This is a genomic window from Streptomyces sp. NBC_00289 (assembly GCF_041435115.1).
GTDB lineage: Bacteria > Actinomycetota > Actinomycetes > Streptomycetales > Streptomycetaceae > Streptomyces.
In genome coordinates this window covers 10,173,728-10,194,407 of record NZ_CP108046.1, presented here as the reverse complement: position 1 = coordinate 10,194,407, position 20,680 = coordinate 10,173,728, and the positions used below count along the sequence as shown (strand labels likewise).

Below are 20,680 nucleotides of genomic sequence, written 5' to 3'. Positions count from 1 at the left end.
TGGGGAGCTAGGTAGTTGATACCTCACTTGAAGTGAGCCTCCTCCTCGAGCCGGGGCGGTTGCAAGTTCCGGGATCGCATAGATCGTCGGTGTCGGCGGGAGCTGACGCAGCAAACACAGCCACCGGCCGCGTCTGGCCAGCCAGGCCACGAACTCGTGGGTGCCACCGCTGGAATCGTCCGGATCAGTGTGTGATGTCCGCGCCGGTACTTCTTCGGCAGCTGGGCCAGGGCGAGTTGGGCGGTGGTGATGTGGTCGGCGGCGGTGTTGCTGCCCACGTTGCCGGGCCGCAGCAAGCCCGCGACCGGTTCCCTGCTGCCGCCCCGGCCGTGATCGACGAAGGCCATGAGCGGGTGGTGTCCGAACGTCTTCCCTCCAGGTCGCGGTGGCGTCCTGTTTCTCGGAGTGGGCCAGGACGAGCACGCCGTCGATGTCCACGATCACCTGTCCGCCGACGTCCGGTGCGCTTGCCCGGCTAGTAGGCTGTCGCGACTAAGTGTCTTCCTGGTTGGTGGAGTTGGCCGAGCGAGCGTCACTTGTCGCTTCCGTTCGGCCGGGCAGGGGTGCCGTGTCCTCGCAGAAGAAGTATCCGGTCGCGTTGTGTGCCGAAGATCGTCGGGCTTTGGAGCGCGTGACGACGACGGGGGTCCGCAGCGCGTCGATGATCAGGCGGGCGCGGGTGCTGCTCGCGTTGGACACCTCGGCCGGCGCGGTCGCTCCGCGGGTGGTGATCGCGGACCGGGTCGGGGTCTCGTGCGATACGGTCCGCCTGATCTCGAAGCGGTACGCGGAGACCGGTGGTGATGTGTGGGCCACGGTCGGCCGGAAGGCACGCGCACTCCCGCCGGTACCCTCCGCAGTGACCGGCGAGGTCGAGGCGCGGTTGATCGCACTGGCCTGCTCGACGCCGCCCAAGGGACACGCCAGGTGGTCGCTGCGCCTGCTGGAGAAGCACGTCGCGCTGGTCGAGGACATCCCGGACCTGGACCACTCCACGATCGGCCGGGTGTTAAAAAACGGAATTGCGTCCTCATGTGAAGAAGTGCTGGACCATCCCGCCGGCTGCGAATGCGGCTTTCGCCGCGGCGATGGAGGACGTCCTGGCGGTCTACCGCCGACCCTTCGATCCGGCGCGCCCGGTGGTGTGCATGGATGAGAAGCCGTACCAGCCGCTCGGTCACGTCCGCGATCCGCTTCCCGCACGGCCGGGCCGTGACCGGCGCGAGGACAACGAGTACGTCCGCTCGGGGACCTGCTCGATCTTCTGCTGGGTCGAGCCGCTGCGCGGATGGCGGCGCGTGGACGCGCAGTCCCGCCGGACCAGGGTCGACTGGGCGCACCAGGTCGAGCACCTGCTGACCGTGGACTACCCCGACGCCGCCACGGTCGTGCTGGTCATGGACAACCTCAACACCCACACCACAGCCTCGCTCTATGAGGCGTTCGACCCGGCGAGGGCCTTCGCGCTCGCCCAGCGCCTGGAGATCCACCACACACCCAAACACGGTTCCTGGCTCAACATCGCCGAGATCGAGTTGTCCGCACTCACCCGCCAGTGCCTGGACCGCCGCATCCACGACCTCGCCGTGCTCAACACCGAACTCGCCGCCTGGCAGCAGTACACCAACAGCAACCAGCGCCAAGTCGACTGGCACTTCACCACCGACGACGCACGCGTGAAACTGCGCCACCTCTACCCAACAACACAGAGAAATTAAGGCGCGACAGTCTACTAGCACCAGCAGCCAGGTTCCCTCACCGACCACAAAGAGTCCCCCGGCCTAGAGACAAAGGCAACGACGCCCCTACGCGGCCCGGACGGCGCTCATCAGCCAACCCTTTTCTGACCGCGCCGCAACCACTTCTACAACCGCTGCCGGTGACCCGAGTTCCACTGTCCACCCTGGTACGGATCACCAGACACAGGGACGATCGAGGAGTCCTTCCAGTCCGGCAAGGACCTGACCGGGCTGGACGAACATCAGGTCAGATACGGGACGTCCTGGCACTGCCGGGTCCCTCTCGCCCGCCCATGCCTCCTCACCGTCGTCCGCGCGGACGAACTCCACCCGTCATCCCAGGGCCGGACGGGCCGATTGCCCGATTTTTTATGTTTTGGGTATCGTCTACTCAGGGAGCCTGCGCTCGACGGGAGTGTGCTGGAAGTACCAGAAGAAGCATTCCGGCCCCCTTCCGGACAGGCAGTGATCTTGATGACGACCACCACGATCTCCCGCAGCCGGCAGCAGCGCCCCGCGCCGCACGCCGCCGCGGCCGGTGCGCGCGTGTTCAGCCTGCCACTGGAACACGGACCGCTCGCACCGGCCACCGCCCGCCGTGCCGCCCGCCCCATCCTGGCCTCCTGGGGACTAGATGAGAACCAGCTCTACGACGCCCTGCTGGTCATCTCCGAACTGGTCACCAACGCCGTCACCCACGCCCTGCCCCCCGTCGCCCTGCACCTGCACACCACCACCAACGGCCCAGGCCGCGTCCAAGTCCACGTCAGCGACGGCGGCCCCCACACCGCCTCCCCCACCACCAGCTGGGCCACCACCCGCCCCACAGACGAACACGGCCGCGGCACCACCATCATCACCACCCTCGCCCACCACACCGGCACCACCCCCAACACCAACAACGACAACGACACCAACACCGACACCGACGGTCTCATCGACCACTGGGCCGACCTCGGCGCCGCCTGACCCCACCAGGCATCCTGGAAGAACCCCGCCCCACACGCGGGAGCACCAGGAAGCCAGCCAGCCCTGGCCCACCCGAACATCTCCGGAGGCGGCCATGCGAGCGGACCAACTGCTCCAGACCCACACCCTGTGGCACGGAGACACCGTCCTGCTCCGCCTGACCGGAGAACTCGACCTCGCCACCACCCCACTCGTCCACCAAGCACTCACCACAGCACTGGCCGGACATCCCTGGCGCCTCCACCTGGATCTCACCAACCTCGTCTTCTGCGACGGAACCGGCCTACGCGCGCTGCAACATCTCACTGACACCGTCCACGCCACCAACACCACCCTCCACATCACCAGCCTCCACCCCAACATCCACCGCACCCTCACCCGCCTCGGAACAGCCTCCCCCTGGACCCCACCCTTGCTCCTTGGCCTGACACACGCCACCAGCCCACCAAACAACACCCGTGGCCACGCCCCGCAACGGGACTGAGAGCCACCAGACAGCGGTTATCCCGGCCTGCCGCCGATCAGAAAACAGCCAGTGATCGTTCCCGGGAACGCGAGAGGGGCCAAGCCCTTCCCCAGCCCTTCGATCTTCCGCTCGAACGAGCCCTCCCGGTCACAGGGCACGGCAATCTCGACGGGTCCGACCTCGGTTCAGCACCGTTTCGGAGCGGGTTCCGTTGTGGGAGTTGCCCGTTCTTGCCCGCCGATCATGCCTGTCATTCCGAGGTGATCGGTGATCTCGCCCTCCAGAGCTGACACCAGACGCCCTGACGCACCGCCGGACGCCTCCACCCCCGACAAACGTGACAACGCTTCGCCGACTGGCCCACGCCCCGCTACAGCCGACCCCGTCGCCGCTCTCGTTGCGGCTCTCACCGACGCCACGCAGAACTGACGGATAAGCTGGCCAGGGACGCCCGAAGGAGGAGACGATGACGACCGCGTGGGACGCGCTCCCGCCCTGGATGCTGCCGCCCCGTCCGAGTGGGTGGGAAGCTGACGACCTCGACAACGCACCCGATCTTCCCCGACACACTGAGCTGATCGATGGAGCGCTGATCTTCATGATGTCCCCGCAGCGGTCCTGGCACGCCCGCGTCGTCACTCGCCTTACGACGGCTCTGGACGATCAGGCCCCCGAGGGATTCATGATCGACCGGGAAATGACGGTCAAGCTGAACGAGAAGAACCGGCCCGAGCCAGATGTCCTTGCTGTCACGGTCCCATACGAACCGGACCGTACGCGCTACCTCCCCGATCAGGTCGCTCTCGCCATCGAAGTCGTCTCAGACGAGTCCGCCGACCGGGACCGGTCGCTGAAGCCGTTCAAGTACGCGCAGGCGGGTATCGCGCACTACTGGCGTATTGAGGAGGAAAATGGCCTCCCCGTCATCCACACGTACGAGTTGGACGACACCACCCGCGCCTACGTCGCCACTGGCATTAACCGCGACCGCATGAAGACAGCGGCCCCTTTCGACATCGACATCGACCTGCCCCGTCTCGTCCGTTGATCAGGGGCGGCTCCCCGGTACTACTGCCGGGTGTCACGTGACGTGATCATGATCGTCTCATTGGCAGTGCATGGGGCTGGCACTGCCGCCGGGTCTGGTCCGGCGTGACGAGCTGACCACGGACGAGGTCCGGTGCTGGGATGAAGCTTCCCCTTGATCGTGGACACCTGGAGACTGGGATGTGAGAGCCCAGAGGGAGCAGTGCCAGGTGGGAAGCAAGTACACGAATCGGTACTCGGACGAGTACAAGCGGGACGCGATCGAGCTCGTGCGGTTGTCGGGCCGGACGATGACCGAGGTCGCCCGGGAGCTCGGGTCAGTTCGGAGTCCCTGCGGGGCTGGGTGAAGAAGGCCCGCGCCGCCCAGGACACCGGATCAGCCCCCGCCGCCGGTCAGGCCGGGCAGAGTGCCGCCGACCGGGACGAGGAGCTGAAGCGGCTGCGGAAGCTGACCGCCGAGCAGGCGAAGACGATCGAGATCTGAAGCGTCCGCCTTCTTCGCGAAGGAGAGCGACCGGTAAGCGAGATATGCCGGTTCATCCATGCGGAGAAGGCGAACTACACGCTCGTGCTGCTATGCAAGGTGATGAAGACGGCCCGCTCCACGTACTACGCGTGGGAGGCCGGAGCCGAGGCGGCGGGCCGATGAGGCCCTGGCGCACGCGATCACGGTGATCCACATCGCATCCCGGCGGAACTACGGCGTCCCGCGCGTCACCGCCGAACTGCGCCGGCAGGGCCGACCGGTCAACCGCGAGCGGGTGGCACGGGTCACGCGGGAACACGGCATCGCCGGGAACAGCCGGCGCACCGGCCGCCGCAGCCTTACCAAGGCCGACACCAAGGCAGCCCCGTCGCCGGACCTGATAGGCCGGGACTTCACCGCCACCCGCCCCGGAACGAAGATCGTCGGGACATCACCTACATCACCTACATCCCCACGGCCGCGGGCTGGCTCTACCTCGCCTCGCGGCTGGACCTGGCCATGCGCGAGATCATCGGGTACTCGATGGCCGACCACCACCGCGCTGAACTCGTCGTCGACACCCTGGACATGGCCGCCCACTGGGCCGCCTGGAACCCGGCTGCGTGATCCACAGCGACCGCGGGTCGCAGGGCGGATTCAACTGGTCGTCGCAACACCTTGATCACGGAGGTGTTGGATGGGACGGCCAAGGAAGCCGATGCCGCAGGTGCCGGCCGGGGCACGACGGCAGTGGGCCGCGGATCGGGCGATGCGGGCACCGATGCGCTCGCCCGGCCGCCCGGAGCCGTCGCGCGCTGTGCAACGGGAGTCTGGCGCCTGATCGCGTCCGGGGTCACAACGGTCCAGGCCGCCGAAGGGGTCGGCGTGTCGGCACCGGTCGGGATCCGATGGTTTCGACACGCTGGCGGGATGACGCCGCTGAGCCTGGACGAGCCCACCGGCCGGTACCTGTCGTTCGCCGAGCGTGAAGAGATCGCTCTGCTCAGGGCCCAGGACAAGGGCGTGCGGGAGATCGCTCGCAGGATCGGCCGAGACCCCGGGACCGTCTCTCGTGAACTGCGCCGAAACGCTGCGACCAGGGGCGGCAAGCCGGTATACCGCGCCGTGGTGGCGCAATGGAAGGCGCAGCAGGCCGCAAAGCGTCCGAAGCCGGCGAAGCTGGTGGGCAACGAGCGGCTGCGCGAGTACGTGCAGGACCGGCTCGCTGGCAACGTCCGTGGCATGACGGCACGATCGTCCCGGGCCCCAGGACACCGCCGTGGAAGGGGTTGAACAAGCCCCATCGCCGAGACCGACGGTGGTCGACGGCATGGAGCCCAGAGCAGATCGCGCATCGGCTGAAGGTCGACTTCCCCGATGATGAGTCCATGCGCATCAGCCACGAGGCTATCTATCAGTCGCTGTTCATCGAGGGGCGTGGTGCGCTCAAGCGTGAACTGGTCACCTGCCTCCGAACGGGGCGAGCGTTGCGGGAGCCGAGGGTCAGGTCACGGAACAAGCCCCAAGGGCATGTCACCGCCGATGTCGTCCTCAGCGAGCGCCCCGCCGAGGCCAACGACCGGGCCGTACCCGGGCATTGGGAAGGCGACCTGATTATCGGGACGGACAGGTCCGCGATCGGCACGCTTGTCGAGCGCAGCAGTCGTTCAACGCTCCTGGTCCACCTACCACGCATGGAAGGCTGGGGCGAGAAGCCGTATGTGAAAAACGGGCCGTCGCTCGGCGGCTACGGGGCCGTCGCGATGAACGCCGCGCTCACGGCGTCGATGACCAAGTTGCCCGACCAGTTGCGCAAGACCCTGACGTGGGATCGCGGGAAGGAGCTTTCGGGCCACGCGCAGTTCGCGCTGGAGACCGGAACGCGGGTGTTCTTCGCTGACCCGCACGCACCATGGCAGCGCCCGACGAATGAGAACACAAACGGTCTGCTGCGGCAGTACTTCCCCAGGCACCGACCGGTCGCGCTGGTCCGCTGACGAACTCGAGGCCGTCGCTCACGCGCTCAACAACCGGCCGCGAAGGATCCTCGGATGGAAGACGCCCGCTGAAGTCTTCGAGGAGCAACTACGCTCGCTTCAACAAGTCGGTGTTGCATCGACCAGTTGAACTCGCCCAATACACCTCCGGACAACTCCGTGACAGGATCAGCAAGTTGGGACACCGGCAGAGCATGGGCCGGACCGGGAGCTGCTTCGACAACGCCGCCGAGGAGAGCTTCTGGGCCGTACTCAAAGAGGAGATCGGCACCCGCTTCTGGCCCGACCGGGCCACCGCCCGCGCCGACATCTTCGACGTCCTCCAGCGTCTTGTGGTGCGGCAGCTTCGAGAACAGCAGAGACCGGCGGAAGCGGCGGTCGTCGCGGACCGCGAGTTCCTCGGACAGCACCAAGTCGAGGAAGTCGAGATAGCCGAGCTTGCCCTCCTCGGCCCGGCGGGCCACTGAGGATTTTCAGCAGTAGCTCTCAAGGGTGAGGACGGCTTTGGCTGCGGTGGTGAGCCAGGTGGGGCTGCAGCGGGCTTTGCGGAAGATCCGCCAGGTCTTCAATCGGGCCATGCCGCGCTCGACCGGGTAGCGCAGGCGGGCATGAGCCCTGTTCAGCGATAGCTGCCGGCGGTTGAGTTCTTTGCCGGGAGAACGTCGGATCGGGGTGGTGATGGTGCCGCCGGCACCGAGGTAGCCGAGGTCGGCCAGGACCGGGATACCGAGTCTGCGGCAGGTGTCGATGATCCGGTGGGTGCGGGCGGCGGTGAGGTCGTGGGTGCGACCGGGCAGCGCCTTCGAGATCCATACGATGGTGCCGTCCGGATCGGTGACGACCTGCAGGTTCACACCGTGACGCCGGTGCTTTCCCGAGTAGTCCCCGCGGCCGTCACCGACCCGGTCGCACTCCGCGAGGGTGCCGTCCACCAGCACGTATTCCGCCCGGGCCTTCACTTCACGCAGGGCCCGCGTCAGCCCCGGAGCCCGGCGCGCCAGCAGGCCCACCACGGAGCGGACATAGGCGTGCGCGGTCCCGACGCTGATGCGGAAACCAGCGGCGATCTGGGCCAGCGTGGTGTGCTGGCGCAAGTACACGAGCGCGACAACCGCACGCGCGGACGGACGGAGCTTGCACCGGCGGTCACCCTCACGAAGGACGATCAGCATCGTGACCGTCTCCACGAGGGCATGCGGGAGGTCGAGTGCGGCAGGATACGTAATCAACGGGGCTCCCCGGCAACCGAGATCGCATGTCAGATACCTCTCTCAACTGCCTGGGAGCCTCGTCCGTTGCCCTGCCAGCCATCCCCTTGCATCACTCGATCAGTGGCCACCCTGAAAACGCTCACTGGTCGGTCTGCAGATCCTGACTGGTGGTGAAGCAGCAGAACGGATCGCGGGGACAGGGTCATGTGGAACGAATAGACCTTCGGGATGCTCAGGTGGGCGAGAACCTTGCCCTCGTCGCCCCAGTCGGCCTGGGCCTGGGCCCGGGGCACGACCTCGAGGCGGCGGCGCATCCCCGCCAATTCCCGCGGCGAGATGCCCAGTTCCTCGGCAACTCGTGGACGGGCTTCCTGCAGATAGACCTTGACGCGCCGGTAGTTGATGGTGGAGCCGTAGTTCTTCACCAGGCGCTCGTGCACCACCGCACCCTTGATGAGGATCTCCGCCTTCAGCATCGCGTCGATCAGCAGCGCGACCTCGTCCACCGCCTTCTTGCGTGGCCTGCCGTTCGACACCCTCCTCGGCGGCGCGGCCGGGGCCTGCCCGGACAGATACATGCGGACCGGCTTCCGGTTCAGGCCCGTCTCCTTGGCGACCTCCGTCAGAGTCACCGCACCGGACTCGAACAGGGCACGGAAACGTCGCAGTTCCCACCAGCGTTGCGGGTCCAACACCATCGCCAGCTGCTGCCCTCCGCCGCCCCTTACCAACCAGCAGCAGAGTGCCGAGCAACAGGACTCACCGCATCAACAAGCCGCCCTTTCCACTCGTACGTCACTGGCCGCGTTCAGACGTACGGCGACAGCGAGATGGCTGGTGGAGAAGAAGGCGCACTACGTGCTCGTGGTCAAGCGGAACCAGCCGACGCTCCACGACGTGCTGCGCTCTTTGCCGTGGAACGAGGTGACCGCGCGACACTGCGAACGAGAGGCCAGGCACGGACGGCGCGAGAGGCCGCTCGGTCCGCACCCTCACCGTCACCGACCTTGCTATGGACTTCCCGCACGTGACGCAGGCCGCGAAGATCCACCGGCACCGCACCGACCTCAGGACGGGCGAGATCACCCGCGAGATGACCTGCCGGCACCTGCGGCATCACCGTAGGCCATCGACCAACTCGCCTGCGGTCACTGGGGCATTGAGGCCGTGCACCACGTGAGAGACACCACGTTCGGCGAGGACGCCCCCCGGACGCCCCGAAGATCCGCACCGGGCATGGGCCGGAGAACATGGCCACGCTGCGCAGCTTCGCGATCAGCACCCTGCGCGGCGCCGGACATCACGGCATCGCCGCCGGCTGGCGCGAGATCTCCTACGCGCCTTTCACCCGCCCGCTGGACCTGATCGGCCTACTCCGAGCAGCAACGCCACATGATCGCTGGGACTTTGAATCAGCCCTGGCGCCGGTGCGGGCCAGAGCAAGGAGGGTGCGCAGGCTTTCCTTGGCGATCCAGGCGGTCAGGCCTCCCACCATCACCAGAGTGACGACACCCTCCTGGACCTTCGAGTCCAAGTCGCTCGGGTGTCCAAGACCGGCCCAAGGCCCGACGTGAGTAGCAATTACCTGCGCGGGGCGCGTGAAGCGGTCCGTATTAGGCAGCAACACCACTTCGGTGGCTCGCTTCGGAGGGTGCTTCCTCCAGTCGAATTATAAGGAGAGATCATGTTCCTCACGCGAAGCCTTGCGGGTCTGGCGCTGGGTGCAACCGCTGTTGCCGGTGCGGTTCTCGTCCCGGCCGTGTCAGCCCAGGCCGTGGTTTTGGTTCCGCGGCACCAAACTGTTACCCCGACTTTCAACATGTTCGTCCACGCCGAGTCGGAGAATGCAGCCCCGGATGGCATCACGAATCCCGTACTCAAGTTCGAGGCACCTACGAAGATCGTGGCTTTCCAGAAAACCACCACCTGGACTATGCAGGCGTGTCAGGAAGACTTCACCGGTGAGGCGGTGCGCGTGGTAGCTGAACTGCGAGCAACGCTTGAGCAAGACGGCATGCACACCACAACCAAGATGAGCCTTTTCGACGGAGCTGGGTGCGGCAACACGGACTTCGACGGACTTTCCTCCTTCTCTCACCTTGTGAAGGGAAGGGGCAAGTCGGACGTGATCGGGGGCATGCGGGTGAACAACACAGCTGAGTACTCGTCCACTGCTGGCGACAGCCGGGACTATGCCAGTATGGCGATCAGCCTTAAGCACTGAAATTCACAGGAGGTTCGGCCTCGCCGCAGCCCCGGGGCTGCGGCGTAGTCGCTTGATGCCGCGATGATCTGCGACTTGGTGGGGTTCCGGCGGGAGCGTGACAGGCATGGGCTTCCAAGATCATGGAATTCTCGACGTCCCGTGATCCGAGTGGAAGAACGTGCCTGCCGACGCATCATCGCCGATTCCGTTTGCCTTTGACCGACTCCGCGACTCCGTGGCGCATTTCGCCGCGGGTGGAGGTCGGGTTCGGGAGGGTCTGTGAAGATTTCGGCTCTGGCCCGTAGTCGGTGGTAGTGCTGTGTAGTGCTCATTGAGCCCTTCAGCGGCCACTCCCCCAGGTGAATGGGTGCCGAAGGTTGACCGGGGCACGGCCTGCAGTGATCGGCAAGCTTTGCGGAGACGGCCGTCACCCGATCGTTGCCAAGCTGAAGAAGCTCATTGAGTTTCTTCGAGCTGGGCCCCGATCAGGTGACGCCCACCAAGCGCAGCGAGCGAGGCCTCCGGGCAGTTGATCGAGATGTCTGAGTGGGCGTTCTGCGAGCTTTTGCCGGCTGTCAGTCTGGGTGTGGGGCTGGCTGCGGAAGCGTGAAGAGGCCGGGTTCTGGTTCGGTGAGGATGCCGCGGCTGACCAGGCGTTCCAGCTTGGCGCGGGTGCCTTCAACGTGCCGGGGCTCGGTGCCGGTGTTCAGGGCGAGGCAGACTTCTTTGGGATGGAGGCCGTGTTCGGTGTCCTCGAACAGCGCGAGGATCTGGCGGTAGGCCGAGGGCAGCGGCTCGAGCCCGCCGGGGAGATCCGGGGCGATCTCCAGGATGGTCTCGTAGGTGATGCGCAGCCGCTGCAAGGCCCGTTCGGCGGCCTCGAGTTGGGTAGTGAGCTCGGCGATCTGGGAACGGAGCTTGTCGGCCAGGTCGCGGGCCGCGGCCTCGCGTATCTGGAGCTGTTCCAGGAACTGGTGCATGCTCACTCCGGCTCGTTCCGCTCGTTCCCACCGGGTCCCCGCGGTCGGGCGGGCGGCGGGTCGCGCCAGGTCAACGTCGTAGCGGCGGTGAGGCGGCGGGTCATCACGTCGGTCATCGACCAGCGGATCCATGAGGCCGAGCTGGCGGGCAGCGTTTCGTAGTCGCGGGCCAGGCGGCGGTGCAGCATCAGCGTGCCGAAGGTCTGCTCGACGATCCACCGCTTGGGCGCCGGCGTGAAGCCCTTGGTGTCCGGACCCCGCCGGACCACCTCGACGTCGATGCCCAGGGCGGCGCCATGGTTGATGACCGCGTTCTTGAACCCGGCGTCCACCCAGCTCTTGGTCACCGACGGGTTGTCCGCGGCGACCCGGTCCAGCAATGTGATGCCGATGGCGTTGTCGTGCACGCTCGCGCCCACCACGATCACCGCGATGAGCAGGCCGAGCACGTCAGTGGCGATGCCCCGCTTGCGGCCCCGGCTCTTCTTGCCCGGATCCAGCCCGGTCGTCTCCTTCGGTGCGTTGACCGAGGTGTGCACGGTCTGGGTGTCCATCACGATCGCGGACGGGTCCTCGCTCCGGCCGCGGCTCTCTCGGACCTGCCAGCGCAACAGGTCATGGATCACCTGGTCGGTGCAGTCGTCGCGCCACTTGCCGAAGTAGTAGTACACCGCGGTGTACGGCGGGAGATCGTGCGGCAGGTAGCGCCACTGGCAGCCCACCCGGGCCTGGTACAGGATCGCGTTGACGATCTCCCGCATCCCGTACTGGCCTTCGTGGCCGCTGACCGAGCGGTGCTGCCCCTTCCAGGACGTGATGACCGGCCGGATCAGCTCCCACGCCTCGTCCGACAGATCACTCGGGTACGGCTGCCGCTCGGCCACGTTTCCAGAACACCGCAGGACCGCTCAACCGCAACCCGCCAAACCGGACAACCGGCCACGACGACTCGCAGAACGCCCACTGACGTCTCAACCACGCTGCTCGGGGGCCTCGTTGGTCATCTATCCTGCCGCACTCGACCTGCCAGCATGCGCTCGCACTCGCCCGACTCACCGGCGAGTTCGCCACGCCCCTGACCCCGACCCAGGCCAACGACGACAAGCTCACCCAGTGGATCGCCACAGTCCGCACCGCTGGCCTGCCCCACCTGCACAGCTTCTGCAACGGCCTCGAACTCAACCGCACCGCCGTGAACGCCGGCCTCACCCTGCCCCACCACAACGGCCGGACAGAGGGCGTCAATACCCGAACCGAGAAGATCACGCGGCAGATGCACGGCCGAGCAGGATTCGACCTCCTCCGTCACCGCATCCTCCTGCAATGGGGAGAACGCACCGTCACCACCGACTACGGAACAGAGCCGTTAAATTGACACACCCCAACGACCCTCACGGACCAGCGGACACGCCACCCACGAGTGAAGCTGACTAAGCCCTACTAGCCTGCGCGTTTCACTTGCCGCGGTGTCCGGATCTTGATTTGGAAACGCGAAAGCGCCCTCTGAGCTGGGAAGATGAGGCTTGTCGAAGGTCTCTGTCATCCCAGCAGGAGGGCACTTTCTGCGTGCACACTACCGCCTCGCGCCCCAAGCCCGTCGTCTCGGCCGACGGCCACGGGGTGGTCAGCCATGCCGGGTCCCGGCTGTTGGCCGATCTCGCTGACACCACCGGTCTGACCGCCGCGTTCACCGACGCTCTGCGCCGTCGTCTGCGGCCACGCGGCACCGGAGACAACCCGGGCAGAATCGCGGTGGACCTGGCGGTGATGCTCGCGGACGGCGGCGAAGCCATCGCCGACTTGGCCCTACTGCGTGACCAGGCCGAGGTCTTCGGACCGGTGGCCTCTACTCCGACCGCCTGGCGCCTGCTGTCGGCATCGACCACACGGAACTGGAAGCACTGCACACGGCCCGAGCTGCAGCGCGCGAGGTCGCCTGGATGTAGGCCGCCGAGACGGGCCGCGGCATACCCGCGGCCCAAGCCGGCGGGCGGAACCTGCCCGGGCTGGTCACTGACATGGACGCCACCGTGGTCACCTGCCACTCCGAGAAAGAGCAGGCCGCAGCCACCTACAAGCGAGGCTTCGGCTATCACCCACTGCTGTGCTTCCCGGACAACACCGGCGGAGCCCTGGACCCGACTGCTGCGGCCGGGCAACGCAGGCGGGCGCCAACACCGCCGCCGACCACATCACCGTCCCAGAGCGTTCCTGGCTCACCTGCGGGCCCTGCACGCCCGAGGCGTCCACATATCCTTCTCGGTCGGACATCCCGTCACCGAGCCGGTACGCCGCGCGATCCGCGCCCTGCCCGACAAGGTCTGGCACCCCGCGCTGGAGCAGGATGGCACCCTGCGCGCCAGCGCCGAGGTCGCCGAGCTGACCGGCATGGTCGACCTGGACGGCTACCCCGGCGGCACCCGGATCATCGTCCGCCGCGAGCGCCCGCACCCCGCCGCCCAACTGTCCCTGTTCGACCTGGATGAGGGCATGCGCCACCGGGTCTTCCTGACCGACACCCCTATGGCGAAGGCTCGCTGCAGCACCTGGAAGTCCGCCACCGCGCGCACGCACGCGTCGAGGACCGCATCCGCTGCGGAAAGACCACCGGCTTCGGCCGCTTCCCCTCCCGCCACTTCCCCCTCAACCAAGCGTGCTGGAGCTGTCCCTGACCGCCACCGATCTGCTCGCGTGGACCCAGACCCTGCTGCTCGAAGGAGAGTTGGCCACCGCCGAGCCGAAGAAGCTGCGCTACCGGCTGCTGCACGCAGCCGCCCGCATCACTCGCGGCGGCCGCCGCCTTCGCCTGCGGATCGCCGCGACCTGGCCCTGGCGGCAAAAACTCATCAACGCCTTCGTCCGCCTCACCACACTACCCGCGCCCGACCACCTGAACTGCGGCAATGTCCCTGCCCTCCCACCACCGAGGAACCCGTTGGAGACCCCGGCCCGAGCGTCGGGCCCAAGCCATGCCCACACACCGAACCAGGGCCGACAGCACCAGTCCTCCGCCATCACTCCAGCTCAACCACTCGAAGCGAAACGGGGAGGCTAGCTTGCGCACGCCAGCACGCGGCGAGGCAGGCGCCCGCCCTGCCCGCTAACTCCCTAACCACGCAGCCGAGTTGGTCGGCCAGGCGGGTGGTGCGACGCTGGTAGCGCTCCACGACACAGGGAACCTGCTCACGGAACGTCTGCCGCGTACAGCCGAGCACCGGGCACATCAGCCGGCGCAACATCACCGAGACGACCACCCGACGTCCATCCACCGGCACGTTTGCGACCTCCGTCCCTGGAAGCCGTGCACGCGCCCCGCCGGCTGCCCGCACACCGGGCACGGCACCGGATTCCCGCGTCCGCGCCAACACCCAGATGACGTCTCCCTCGTCCGCCACGACTTCGACGACGAGGCCGACAAACCCGAAAACACCACGCCCACAAGCTCATTGACACCCATCACAAGATCATGATCACGTGCTGCTACTCGGTGTTACCACCGTTTACGGGCCAGAGCCGTTGATTAGACAGTCCCGCGGAAACAGCATGATCAGGGGGTGGTCACCAGGATCCCTTCCTCAAGGGCCTGCGAGAGGAGGTCGAGGATGTCGGCGTGCTCGGCATCAGCAGCGCTCATCACGCCGCTGAGTGTGGTCCGGCCGTCGATTTCGCGTAGGAGGCGTGACCAGGCGGGTGCGTCCTGCTCTCTGATCATGTACTCGACGGTCCCGTCGATGGCCAGGTACGAGATGTCGGAGTCTTTGTCGTCGCGTAACAGAAGCACGTTCTCCGCGAACGCGAGGACCGTGTCGTCGGGGGAATGTCGGCCGAGAGTGACCGACTCGATGTCGGTGCGCTGAGCGGACCACTCGGTTACCGAATAGGCCCGCGGCGCACGAGGTCCGTTTGCAATGATCAAATCAGGCGGGTCGGCTGCCATCGTCGCGAGAAGGCCGAGGTTGATCAACCGCAGCACCCGATCGACCATGTGTGAACTGGGTACGTCGCGCAGTTGCTTCAGCGCGGCGCGCAGGCCATCGGCGTGGAGTAGGTGAGCGGCTGCTGGGGTGGCAAGGGCTTCGTCCAGCAATTCGCCGTTGCTACTCGTAAGCATCTGGGCGAATACAGCCCGAGAGTGGCCGCCTCCGTGACCGAGGATGAAGGGGACCTTCGGGCGCTTGCGTATCGGGTCCGGCAGGACGTCCCGCATGGCGTCGCGGAGGATCCGTTTGTCCCACAGCAGGCGGGCGCGGCGCTGAGGCGGAATGGCTGCGGTCAGCTCGACCAAGCGCGGGTCGAGGAAGGGCACCCGGGCCTCTATTCCGTGGCCTGAGGCACTGCGGTCTTCGTGCCAACAGTTGTACCGTTCGATGTCGTGGTACTTCATGGTGATGAAAGCGGCGTAGGAATCGACAGGGGGAGAGAACGCCGGGAGAGCGGTGTCTCGCAGCAGCGGCTTGTCGGTGGTTTCCCACCACAGGCTCAGTTCCGGAGCGGAGGCCAGAGCGGTACGGCGGCTCATCCCGGTCAACTCGGCGATGAAGCCTTCCCAACCGTCGTCGCCCGCCATGTCCGCGGAATACCCGCCGTTGAACTCGTCCGAGCCCTGGCCGAGCAGCATGACCTTGAGCCCGGGCCGGACGCTTCGGACGTATCGGTACAGCTCGTATTTGTAGAACTGCTCTGGACCGCAGAGTGGTGTCTCCTGCAGCCAGAGCAGGTTCTTCCACTCTTGTCCGCTGGGGATGCGGTCACGTTCGAACAGCACTTGATGATTGGGCAGGCCCAGTCGGGAGGCATGGTGGTGAGCATGTTCGGCGTCGCCGTTCACCGTTGTAGTGCCGTTGAGCACGGTGAATGTATGCATGGCTGGCCCTGCGTCACCGGCCGTGGATGTTGCGAGGGCCGCGAGGGACGCAGAGTCCACGCCCCCGCTGAGCATCAGCCCGATTTCTACATCGGCCATGAGACAGTCGGTGACGGAGGAGCGGAGGATATCTCCATAGTGGCGGACGATCTCTGCGTCGCTCGCCCCTGTCTCGCCATGGCCAGAAGGCGGCGGGAATCGCCAGAAGGCATGCTCTGTGAGGTCTGCGGTCTTAAGATTGAAGTCGAGGATCGTACCGGGCCGGACCGCATCAACGCCTGTGAACCACGTCTGGGGCCGGCGGGTCACCAACAGTGGCTCCCAGGTCAGGGCGCGGTCGGCCAGAGCGTCTTCCCAGGCGATTGTGCGTGGGCACCGGGGATCTTGTAGCAGCGCCTTGATTTCCGACCCGTAAACGAGGCGTTCGCGGTCACGGTGGTAGAACAGTGGCTTGATTCCGAAGTAGTCCCTCGCCAGGAGGAGTCTGGCGCGGCGTCGATCCCACAGCGTTAGGGCGAACATGCCCCGGACGCCCTCCAAGAATTCCAGGCCACGGTGGTGGTAGAGATGTAGCAGCACCTCGCAGTCTGACTTGGAACGCCAAGTAGTGTCTTGCGGCAGGCCCTTGGCGAGTTCGCGGTGGTTGTAGATCTCGCCGTTCACGGTCAGGACGACGGAGCCGTCCTCGCTTACGAAGGGCTGCCGCCCACTGGGCAGATCGACGATGGCCAGGCGGCTGAAGCCCATTGCCACAGAGTGGTCGACGATCATGGCATTGTCGTCGGGCCCGCGCAGTGACAGGGTACGCAGCATTCGGCTGAGGGTCTGTTCGGTCTCTTCAGGGAGTTTTCGGCCACCGAAGGCGGCGTGTCCGGCTATGCCGCACATGCAGTCCCCTTGCGGTGCCTGTTCCATATGCTGCGGAGGATGTCCAGCTCTGACATGATAACTTCTTCGGTGGCGCTCCTGTTGTCGCGCTCGAGTATCACCGCTGCGGCGCCAGTGGTGCCGAGCGCGAAATCCAGCAGTTGCCATACCTCAGCGTCCACGTTGCTGTCGTGGGAGTCGACCAGTAGACCCCTGTAGTGGGCGTGGCCGGCGACGTGGAGGTAAGCGATCCTGTCGCCGTCAAGTGAGCGGATGTAGTCGTATGGATCGAACGAGTTGTTTTTGGCGTCGATGTAGAGATTGTTGACGTCGAGGACCATGCCGCAGTCTGCCGTGTTCAGGACAGTGTTGACGAACTGCGTCTCACTCATCGCGTCGCTTGGCTGAGAGAGGAAAGTGACCGGGTTCTCGATGGCGACGTTCATCTGCGCGGCCTCTCGCAGGGCGGCGATATTCCCGGCGATGCGATCCGCCTCGGCGGCCGTGCGAGTGCAGGAGAAAAAATTGGGCACGGAATATTCACCGACCGATGAATAGCTCAAGTGGTCACTGAGGAGGACGATGCCGTTGTCCCGGGCCTCTGCCAGGAGTAGGCGCAATTCCGGCTGGATCTGAAAGTCCGCCCGGGCTGGGGAGAGCGTCATGGCGTGAGCGGCCTTCTGATGCGGCCACCCGAGCACCTCGGTGCCTTCTTTTCCCACTGGAAACGATCCTTCAAAAAGGATCTCCACGCAGTCCACTACTTCCGCGAGGCGTTGCTGAAAATCCGCGAATTCTGGCCGGTACGAGATGCCGACTCCAGCGAATTCACTCATGTCTCATGTTCCTGTTCATCGCTTTGACGAGAATATAGGAGGCTATTCCCACCGTGGCGACGTAGGCCATGGTGGTCAGTGGTAGCGCGTCCGTTCGCAGCGCGCCGAATATGGTCAACGCAAGCAGTCCCGTGCCGTTGTTCACTAGGTCGCTGAGCGCGATGACGCGTCCCCGATACTGTGCGGGCACGGTAGGAACGATGGCGGCGAACAGCATGACGTTCAGCGTCGTTCTGGCGACTACGACGATGACGAATCCCAGCACGAACACGAGCGGGTCGGAGACACCCGAGATAGCGGCGAAGGCGACGACGGTCGCGGCAATGCATGCGCCTGTCGTCGCCACCTGACGACGATCGAGGATTCGGCTCTTGCTCAAGGTGAGATTCGCTGCGAACGCCGCTCCGAATCCCACCACCCAAAAAGCCGAGTAATGGATCGTTTGGGTGGACGGCATGGCTTGCAGCAGTTGCAACGCTACGCCGGTCAGTGGCAGCCCGAGGAGTCCTGCGCTTGCCTGCAGGCCAAGGAGCATGCCCAGTCTCGGTACAGTCCGGACGAGCCGGACTGCTGCTATAACCTGTGCCAGGATTTGGGTGCGCGGTCCGATTCCGCCGGGTCCGACACTCTCGTTGGCCCCAGGTGTCCGACCTACTCCGTAAGGCAGGCCTCGCGACGCGCAGCCATACAGCACCGCTGCGGCGACGATGAGGGCGGCGTTGAGTAGCAGAGCACCACCCCCGGTCAGGCCGTACACGGCCGGCCCTGCGCCGGTGCCGACCAGTTTGGCGGTGGTCAGCCAGGCCCCTCTTGTGGCGGTCCATCGCACCAGCTCGTCTGGCCCACTGAGGAAGGTGAACCAGACCCGGACCGCGTTTCCGGCGATCGTGGCGGCGATCTGAATGACGACGCTAAGCAAGAGGAACGGCCACACTCGGCCTGGCGACAACGCGACGTAGATCGTAATCAGCCCTGCGGCGCTGACAGCCGACGTGGCGATAATGGTCTTGTGTAGCGAGAAGCGGTCGGTGACAGCCCCGGCGACAAGCGTCGTAACGAGGCCGGCGATTGTCTGCACGGTGAGCAGCCAGGTGAGGAACGAGACTTCGCCCGTGAGGGCGACCACGTAGACGGGCAGGCCTGTCCATGTGAGCGACGTCCCCACTGTCTCGACCGTTCCCGCGACCAATCCCATCCGGACGGCTGCACTATGGGGAGCAACCTGCTCAACGGGTTTCAACGACGGCACCGGCATCGACAAGCATCCTGATCAGTTCATCGCTCACATCCTCGCCGCCTGCCAGGGCTACCCGGACCTCCGCCGAAGAGCGGGGACGGCGCAAATAGGCGAGAAGATCCGCCACGCTGCTGTCTACCTCCGATACGGTGACTGTGTTCTCGCCGCTGCTTTGCAGAACGTAGTGCCGGATCCCGTCGGCCTGACCGATCGTCCACAACTTGTCCGGCGGCGTCTCTAGAAGCTCGTCCAGGTCGAATCCGCTGCGAAACACAGCGGTGCGGGAAGCCCGCCGAAGGGTCCCCGGTTCGCCGTCGACGACCGGGGTCGAGCCGATCACTTGCAAAGTCATCTGGTAGCGGGCCAGGGCGACACCAGCACTGCCAGGAAACTCCTCGCCCAGCCAGGTGCAAAATGCCCGCAAGTCCGCGGAGTCTCGGGAGTCCTTAACCACGACCTGGCGTCTGAAGTTGGCCAGCAGCTGGTCCCATCCATCATCTGACATCCGGCCACGCAGCTCGTCGAAGATCAGACCGAAGAAGACGGCACGCGTGCCGTCGACCACGTCCCTGAAGACGGCGAGCTCGTCAGTGTCGAGCAGCTCTAGCTGTTCCCGATCGGTGGAGTCGAACTGATAGCGGCGGAGTACTCCATGCCTGTCCTGGACAAAATCTTGAAACAGGTGCTCATCAACGATGAGGCCTGCCACAAATCGCTGATACTCGAATACGCTCATCGGGCAACCCCCCTCTGGCCGATCGTTTCGTGCCCGCCCATCCGGACTGCATAATACGCAGCGTACGCCTTTCGGTAAAAGCGCAGGAATTCGTCCTTGTCATCACCTTCCCGCCCTTGGACCATCAGTCGATCGGTGGAGGAATTTTCCAGCACATACTTGAGCATTCTCAAAGAGAGCCCATTAATCCCCGCCCCATATTTGCGTCGCAATACGGGATTCATCGACCCTTCGGGAACGACGGTCACCATTGCGACGTTATCCAGATTGAAGAGCTTCAAATATTCCTCAGGCTCTTGACCGAGGGTAATTGCACTCACCGCGACGCTCTGCAGATTCAGTTGGAGACCGACCCCTGTTTCTTTAAGTAAGGTGTCGATAAAGTCGAGCTCACTGTATTGCGCCTTTGACTGAGTGACCAGCATGGCTACGTTTTCCAGCGCGAATGGACATGGCGTGCTATCCCTGACGACATTCACGCGATCATACAAATAATGCAGCATCTCATCGCTGTATTCTGGCGGCATATAAAGGTCGAGATTGATGTCGCCGGCACCCGTATAAGAGAGATGGTCTGAGTAGTATTCGCAGCCAGTTACCCGTGCAATGCGATCCGTTTTCTCGATCTGAAACCGGTCAAGTTCATTGTCACCACATATGGAGAGCCTCGTCGAGTGCAATACTATGGGATATCTTCCGGCGAGCTCAGTGATGGCGGATTCGACATCTGCGGTTAGATGAATAGCGTGTGGGTCGAGCTCGATGAAATCGAACTTCTCTCCGTCCCGACATACTACCTCGGCGCCCAATTCTGAAGTGAGTGCGATCCCCACCCCCGCGGCATGTGAAATCTGCAAAATCATCCCCCTATTTAGTGACCCACCCGACAGTAAACAGGATCTATTTCCGACCACCGGGCCTTGAATTGATGTGTGCGCAAGACCCGGTGACCGGCTAATTTACTGTCAGCAGAAACAGGTAAGGACAACCTGAGGCTGCTTCTTCAGAACCTTGACGCGCTTCACAATAACACCATCCCTTGACTTTGCATTTTTGTTG

General features: G+C 65.0%; 16 protein-coding genes and 8 pseudogenes. 12 read left to right on the top strand and 12 right to left on the bottom strand.

Features of this window, described 5'->3' with window-relative positions:
- Positions 1-117: 117 nt before the first annotated feature.
- Positions 118-468, bottom strand: a pseudogene (locus tag OG985_RS46495) (transposase); the annotation flags it as partial.
- A gap of 163 nt (positions 469-631) precedes the next feature.
- Here OG985_RS46495 and OG985_RS46490 point away from each other — a divergent pair.
- The 8 genes and pseudogenes from OG985_RS46490 (at position 632) to OG985_RS46455 (ending at position 6,814) form a co-directional block, all read left to right on the top strand.
- Entirely contained in the window at positions 632-1,156 is a 525-nt protein-coding gene (locus OG985_RS46490) for a helix-turn-helix domain-containing protein (protein WP_371674165.1), read from the top strand.
- Entirely contained in the window at positions 1,053-1,718 is a 666-nt protein-coding gene (locus tag OG985_RS46485; RefSeq protein WP_371674226.1) for an IS630 family transposase, read from the top strand. The genes OG985_RS46490 and OG985_RS46485 overlap by 104 nt, the downstream gene beginning before the upstream one ends.
- Before the next feature lie 495 nt (positions 1,719-2,213).
- Complete coding sequence (locus tag OG985_RS46480; RefSeq protein WP_371666610.1) at positions 2,214-2,708, top strand: ATP-binding protein; 495 nt, start codon at positions 2,214-2,216, stop codon at positions 2,706-2,708.
- A gap of 94 nt (positions 2,709-2,802) precedes the next feature.
- Positions 2,803-3,192: an STAS domain-containing protein gene (locus OG985_RS46475; protein WP_371666622.1), complete on the top strand. Its 390-nt coding sequence runs from the start codon at positions 2,803-2,805 to the stop codon at positions 3,190-3,192.
- Positions 3,193-3,640: 448 nt separating this feature from the next.
- Entirely contained in the window at positions 3,641-4,222 is a 582-nt protein-coding gene (locus tag OG985_RS46470) for a Uma2 family endonuclease (RefSeq protein ID WP_371666623.1), read from the top strand.
- Between the two features lie 342 nt (positions 4,223-4,564).
- Positions 4,565-4,705, top strand: coding sequence for a hypothetical protein (locus tag OG985_RS46465; protein ID WP_371666624.1), 141 nt, complete (start codon positions 4,565-4,567; stop codon positions 4,703-4,705).
- Between the two features lie 169 nt (positions 4,706-4,874).
- Positions 4,875-5,018: pseudogene (locus OG985_RS46460) on the top strand (IS3 family transposase); the annotation flags it as partial.
- Between the two features lie 387 nt (positions 5,019-5,405).
- Positions 5,406-6,814: pseudogene (locus tag OG985_RS46455) on the top strand (IS30 family transposase).
- A 181-nt stretch (positions 6,815-6,995) separates the two neighbouring features.
- Here the strand turns inward: OG985_RS46455 and OG985_RS46450 are convergent.
- From OG985_RS46450 to OG985_RS46440, 3 genes and pseudogenes are all read right to left on the bottom strand, one after another.
- Positions 6,996-7,142, bottom strand: a pseudogene (locus OG985_RS46450) (ATP-binding protein); the annotation flags it as partial.
- Positions 7,143-7,157: 15 nt separating this feature from the next.
- The gene (locus OG985_RS46445; protein WP_371666485.1) at positions 7,158-7,913 is read right to left on the bottom strand and encodes a transposase family protein; all 756 of its coding nucleotides are present in this window, start codon (positions 7,911-7,913) and stop codon (positions 7,158-7,160) included.
- Between the two features lie 130 nt (positions 7,914-8,043).
- Positions 8,044-8,593 (bottom strand): annotated as a pseudogene (locus tag OG985_RS46440) (IS21 family transposase); the annotation flags it as partial.
- A 552-nt stretch (positions 8,594-9,145) separates the two neighbouring features.
- Between OG985_RS46440 and OG985_RS46435 the strand changes: the two are divergent.
- Both OG985_RS46435 and OG985_RS46430 read left to right on the top strand, forming a co-directional pair.
- Positions 9,146-9,469, top strand: coding sequence for a hypothetical protein (locus tag OG985_RS46435; RefSeq protein ID WP_371666625.1), 324 nt, complete (start codon positions 9,146-9,148; stop codon positions 9,467-9,469).
- A 110-nt stretch (positions 9,470-9,579) separates the two neighbouring features.
- Entirely contained in the window at positions 9,580-10,119 is a 540-nt protein-coding gene (locus OG985_RS46430) for a hypothetical protein (RefSeq protein WP_371666626.1), read from the top strand.
- A 557-nt stretch (positions 10,120-10,676) separates the two neighbouring features.
- Here the strand turns inward: OG985_RS46430 and OG985_RS46425 are convergent.
- Both OG985_RS46425 and OG985_RS46420 read right to left on the bottom strand, forming a co-directional pair.
- Entirely contained in the window at positions 10,677-11,081 is a 405-nt protein-coding gene (locus tag OG985_RS46425; protein ID WP_371674229.1) for a hypothetical protein, read from the bottom strand.
- A 2-nt stretch (positions 11,082-11,083) separates the two neighbouring features.
- The gene (locus OG985_RS46420) at positions 11,084-11,965 is read right to left on the bottom strand and encodes an IS5 family transposase (protein ID WP_371666627.1); all 882 of its coding nucleotides are present in this window, start codon (positions 11,963-11,965) and stop codon (positions 11,084-11,086) included.
- A 158-nt stretch (positions 11,966-12,123) separates the two neighbouring features.
- On the opposite strand from OG985_RS46420, the pseudogene OG985_RS46415 reads away from it, so the two are divergent.
- Positions 12,124-12,456: pseudogene (locus OG985_RS46415) on the top strand (transposase); the annotation flags it as partial.
- Positions 12,457-12,617: 161 nt separating this feature from the next.
- Positions 12,618-13,971, top strand: a pseudogene (locus OG985_RS46410) (IS1380 family transposase); the annotation flags it as partial.
- A gap of 136 nt (positions 13,972-14,107) precedes the next feature.
- On the opposite strand, the pseudogene OG985_RS46405 reads toward OG985_RS46410, so the two are convergent.
- The 6 genes and pseudogenes from OG985_RS46405 to OG985_RS46380 form a co-directional block, all read right to left on the bottom strand.
- A pseudogene (locus OG985_RS46405) lies at positions 14,108-14,511 on the bottom strand (transposase family protein); the annotation flags it as partial.
- Between the two features lie 117 nt (positions 14,512-14,628).
- Entirely contained in the window at positions 14,629-16,833 is a 2,205-nt protein-coding gene (gene asnB / locus OG985_RS46400) for an asparagine synthase (glutamine-hydrolyzing) (RefSeq protein WP_371674178.1), read from the bottom strand.
- Entirely contained in the window at positions 16,821-17,648 is an 828-nt protein-coding gene (locus OG985_RS46395; RefSeq protein WP_371666629.1) for a DUF692 family multinuclear iron-containing protein, read from the bottom strand. Before OG985_RS46395 ends, asnB begins: the two co-directional genes overlap by 13 nt.
- The gene (locus OG985_RS46390) at positions 17,641-18,903 is read right to left on the bottom strand and encodes an MFS transporter (protein ID WP_371666630.1); all 1,263 of its coding nucleotides are present in this window, start codon (positions 18,901-18,903) and stop codon (positions 17,641-17,643) included. Before OG985_RS46390 ends, OG985_RS46395 begins: the two co-directional genes overlap by 8 nt.
- Positions 18,875-19,621, bottom strand: a complete 747-nt coding sequence (locus tag OG985_RS46385; protein WP_371666631.1) for a hypothetical protein — start codon at positions 19,619-19,621, stop codon at positions 18,875-18,877. The genes OG985_RS46390 and OG985_RS46385 overlap by 29 nt, the downstream gene beginning before the upstream one ends.
- Positions 19,618-20,484, bottom strand: coding sequence for a DUF692 family multinuclear iron-containing protein (locus OG985_RS46380; RefSeq protein WP_371666632.1), 867 nt, complete (start codon positions 20,482-20,484; stop codon positions 19,618-19,620). The genes OG985_RS46385 and OG985_RS46380 overlap by 4 nt, the downstream gene beginning before the upstream one ends.
- Positions 20,485-20,680 lie beyond the last annotated feature (196 nt).

What these genes read in the sequence shown, in the direction of transcription:
- OG985_RS46425 (WP_371674229.1), bottom strand. Translation starts at nt 11,081, where the DNA reads ATGCACCAGTTCCTGGAACAGCTCCAGATACGCGAGGCCGCGGCCCGC.
- OG985_RS46480 (WP_371666610.1), top strand. Translation starts at nt 2,214, where the DNA reads ATGACGACCACCACGATCTCCCGCAGCCGGCAGCAGCGCCCCGCGCCG.
- OG985_RS46475 (WP_371666622.1), top strand. Translation starts at nt 2,803, where the DNA reads ATGCGAGCGGACCAACTGCTCCAGACCCACACCCTGTGGCACGGAGAC.
- OG985_RS46385 (WP_371666631.1), bottom strand. Translation starts at nt 19,621, where the DNA reads ATGAGCGTATTCGAGTATCAGCGATTTGTGGCAGGCCTCATCGTTGAT.
- OG985_RS46395 (WP_371666629.1), bottom strand. Translation starts at nt 17,648, where the DNA reads ATGAGTGAATTCGCTGGAGTCGGCATCTCGTACCGGCCAGAATTCGCG.
- asnB (WP_371674178.1), bottom strand. Translation starts at nt 16,833, where the DNA reads ATGTGCGGCATAGCCGGACACGCCGCCTTCGGTGGCCGAAAACTCCCT.
- OG985_RS46430 (WP_371666626.1), top strand. Translation starts at nt 9,580, where the DNA reads ATGTTCCTCACGCGAAGCCTTGCGGGTCTGGCGCTGGGTGCAACCGCT.
- OG985_RS46380 (WP_371666632.1), bottom strand. Translation starts at nt 20,484, where the DNA reads ATGATTTTGCAGATTTCACATGCCGCGGGGGTGGGGATCGCACTCACT.
- OG985_RS46390 (WP_371666630.1), bottom strand. Translation starts at nt 18,903, where the DNA reads ATGCCGGTGCCGTCGTTGAAACCCGTTGAGCAGGTTGCTCCCCATAGT.
- OG985_RS46435 (WP_371666625.1), top strand. Translation starts at nt 9,146, where the DNA reads ATGGCCACGCTGCGCAGCTTCGCGATCAGCACCCTGCGCGGCGCCGGA.
- OG985_RS46470 (WP_371666623.1), top strand. Translation starts at nt 3,641, where the DNA reads ATGACGACCGCGTGGGACGCGCTCCCGCCCTGGATGCTGCCGCCCCGT.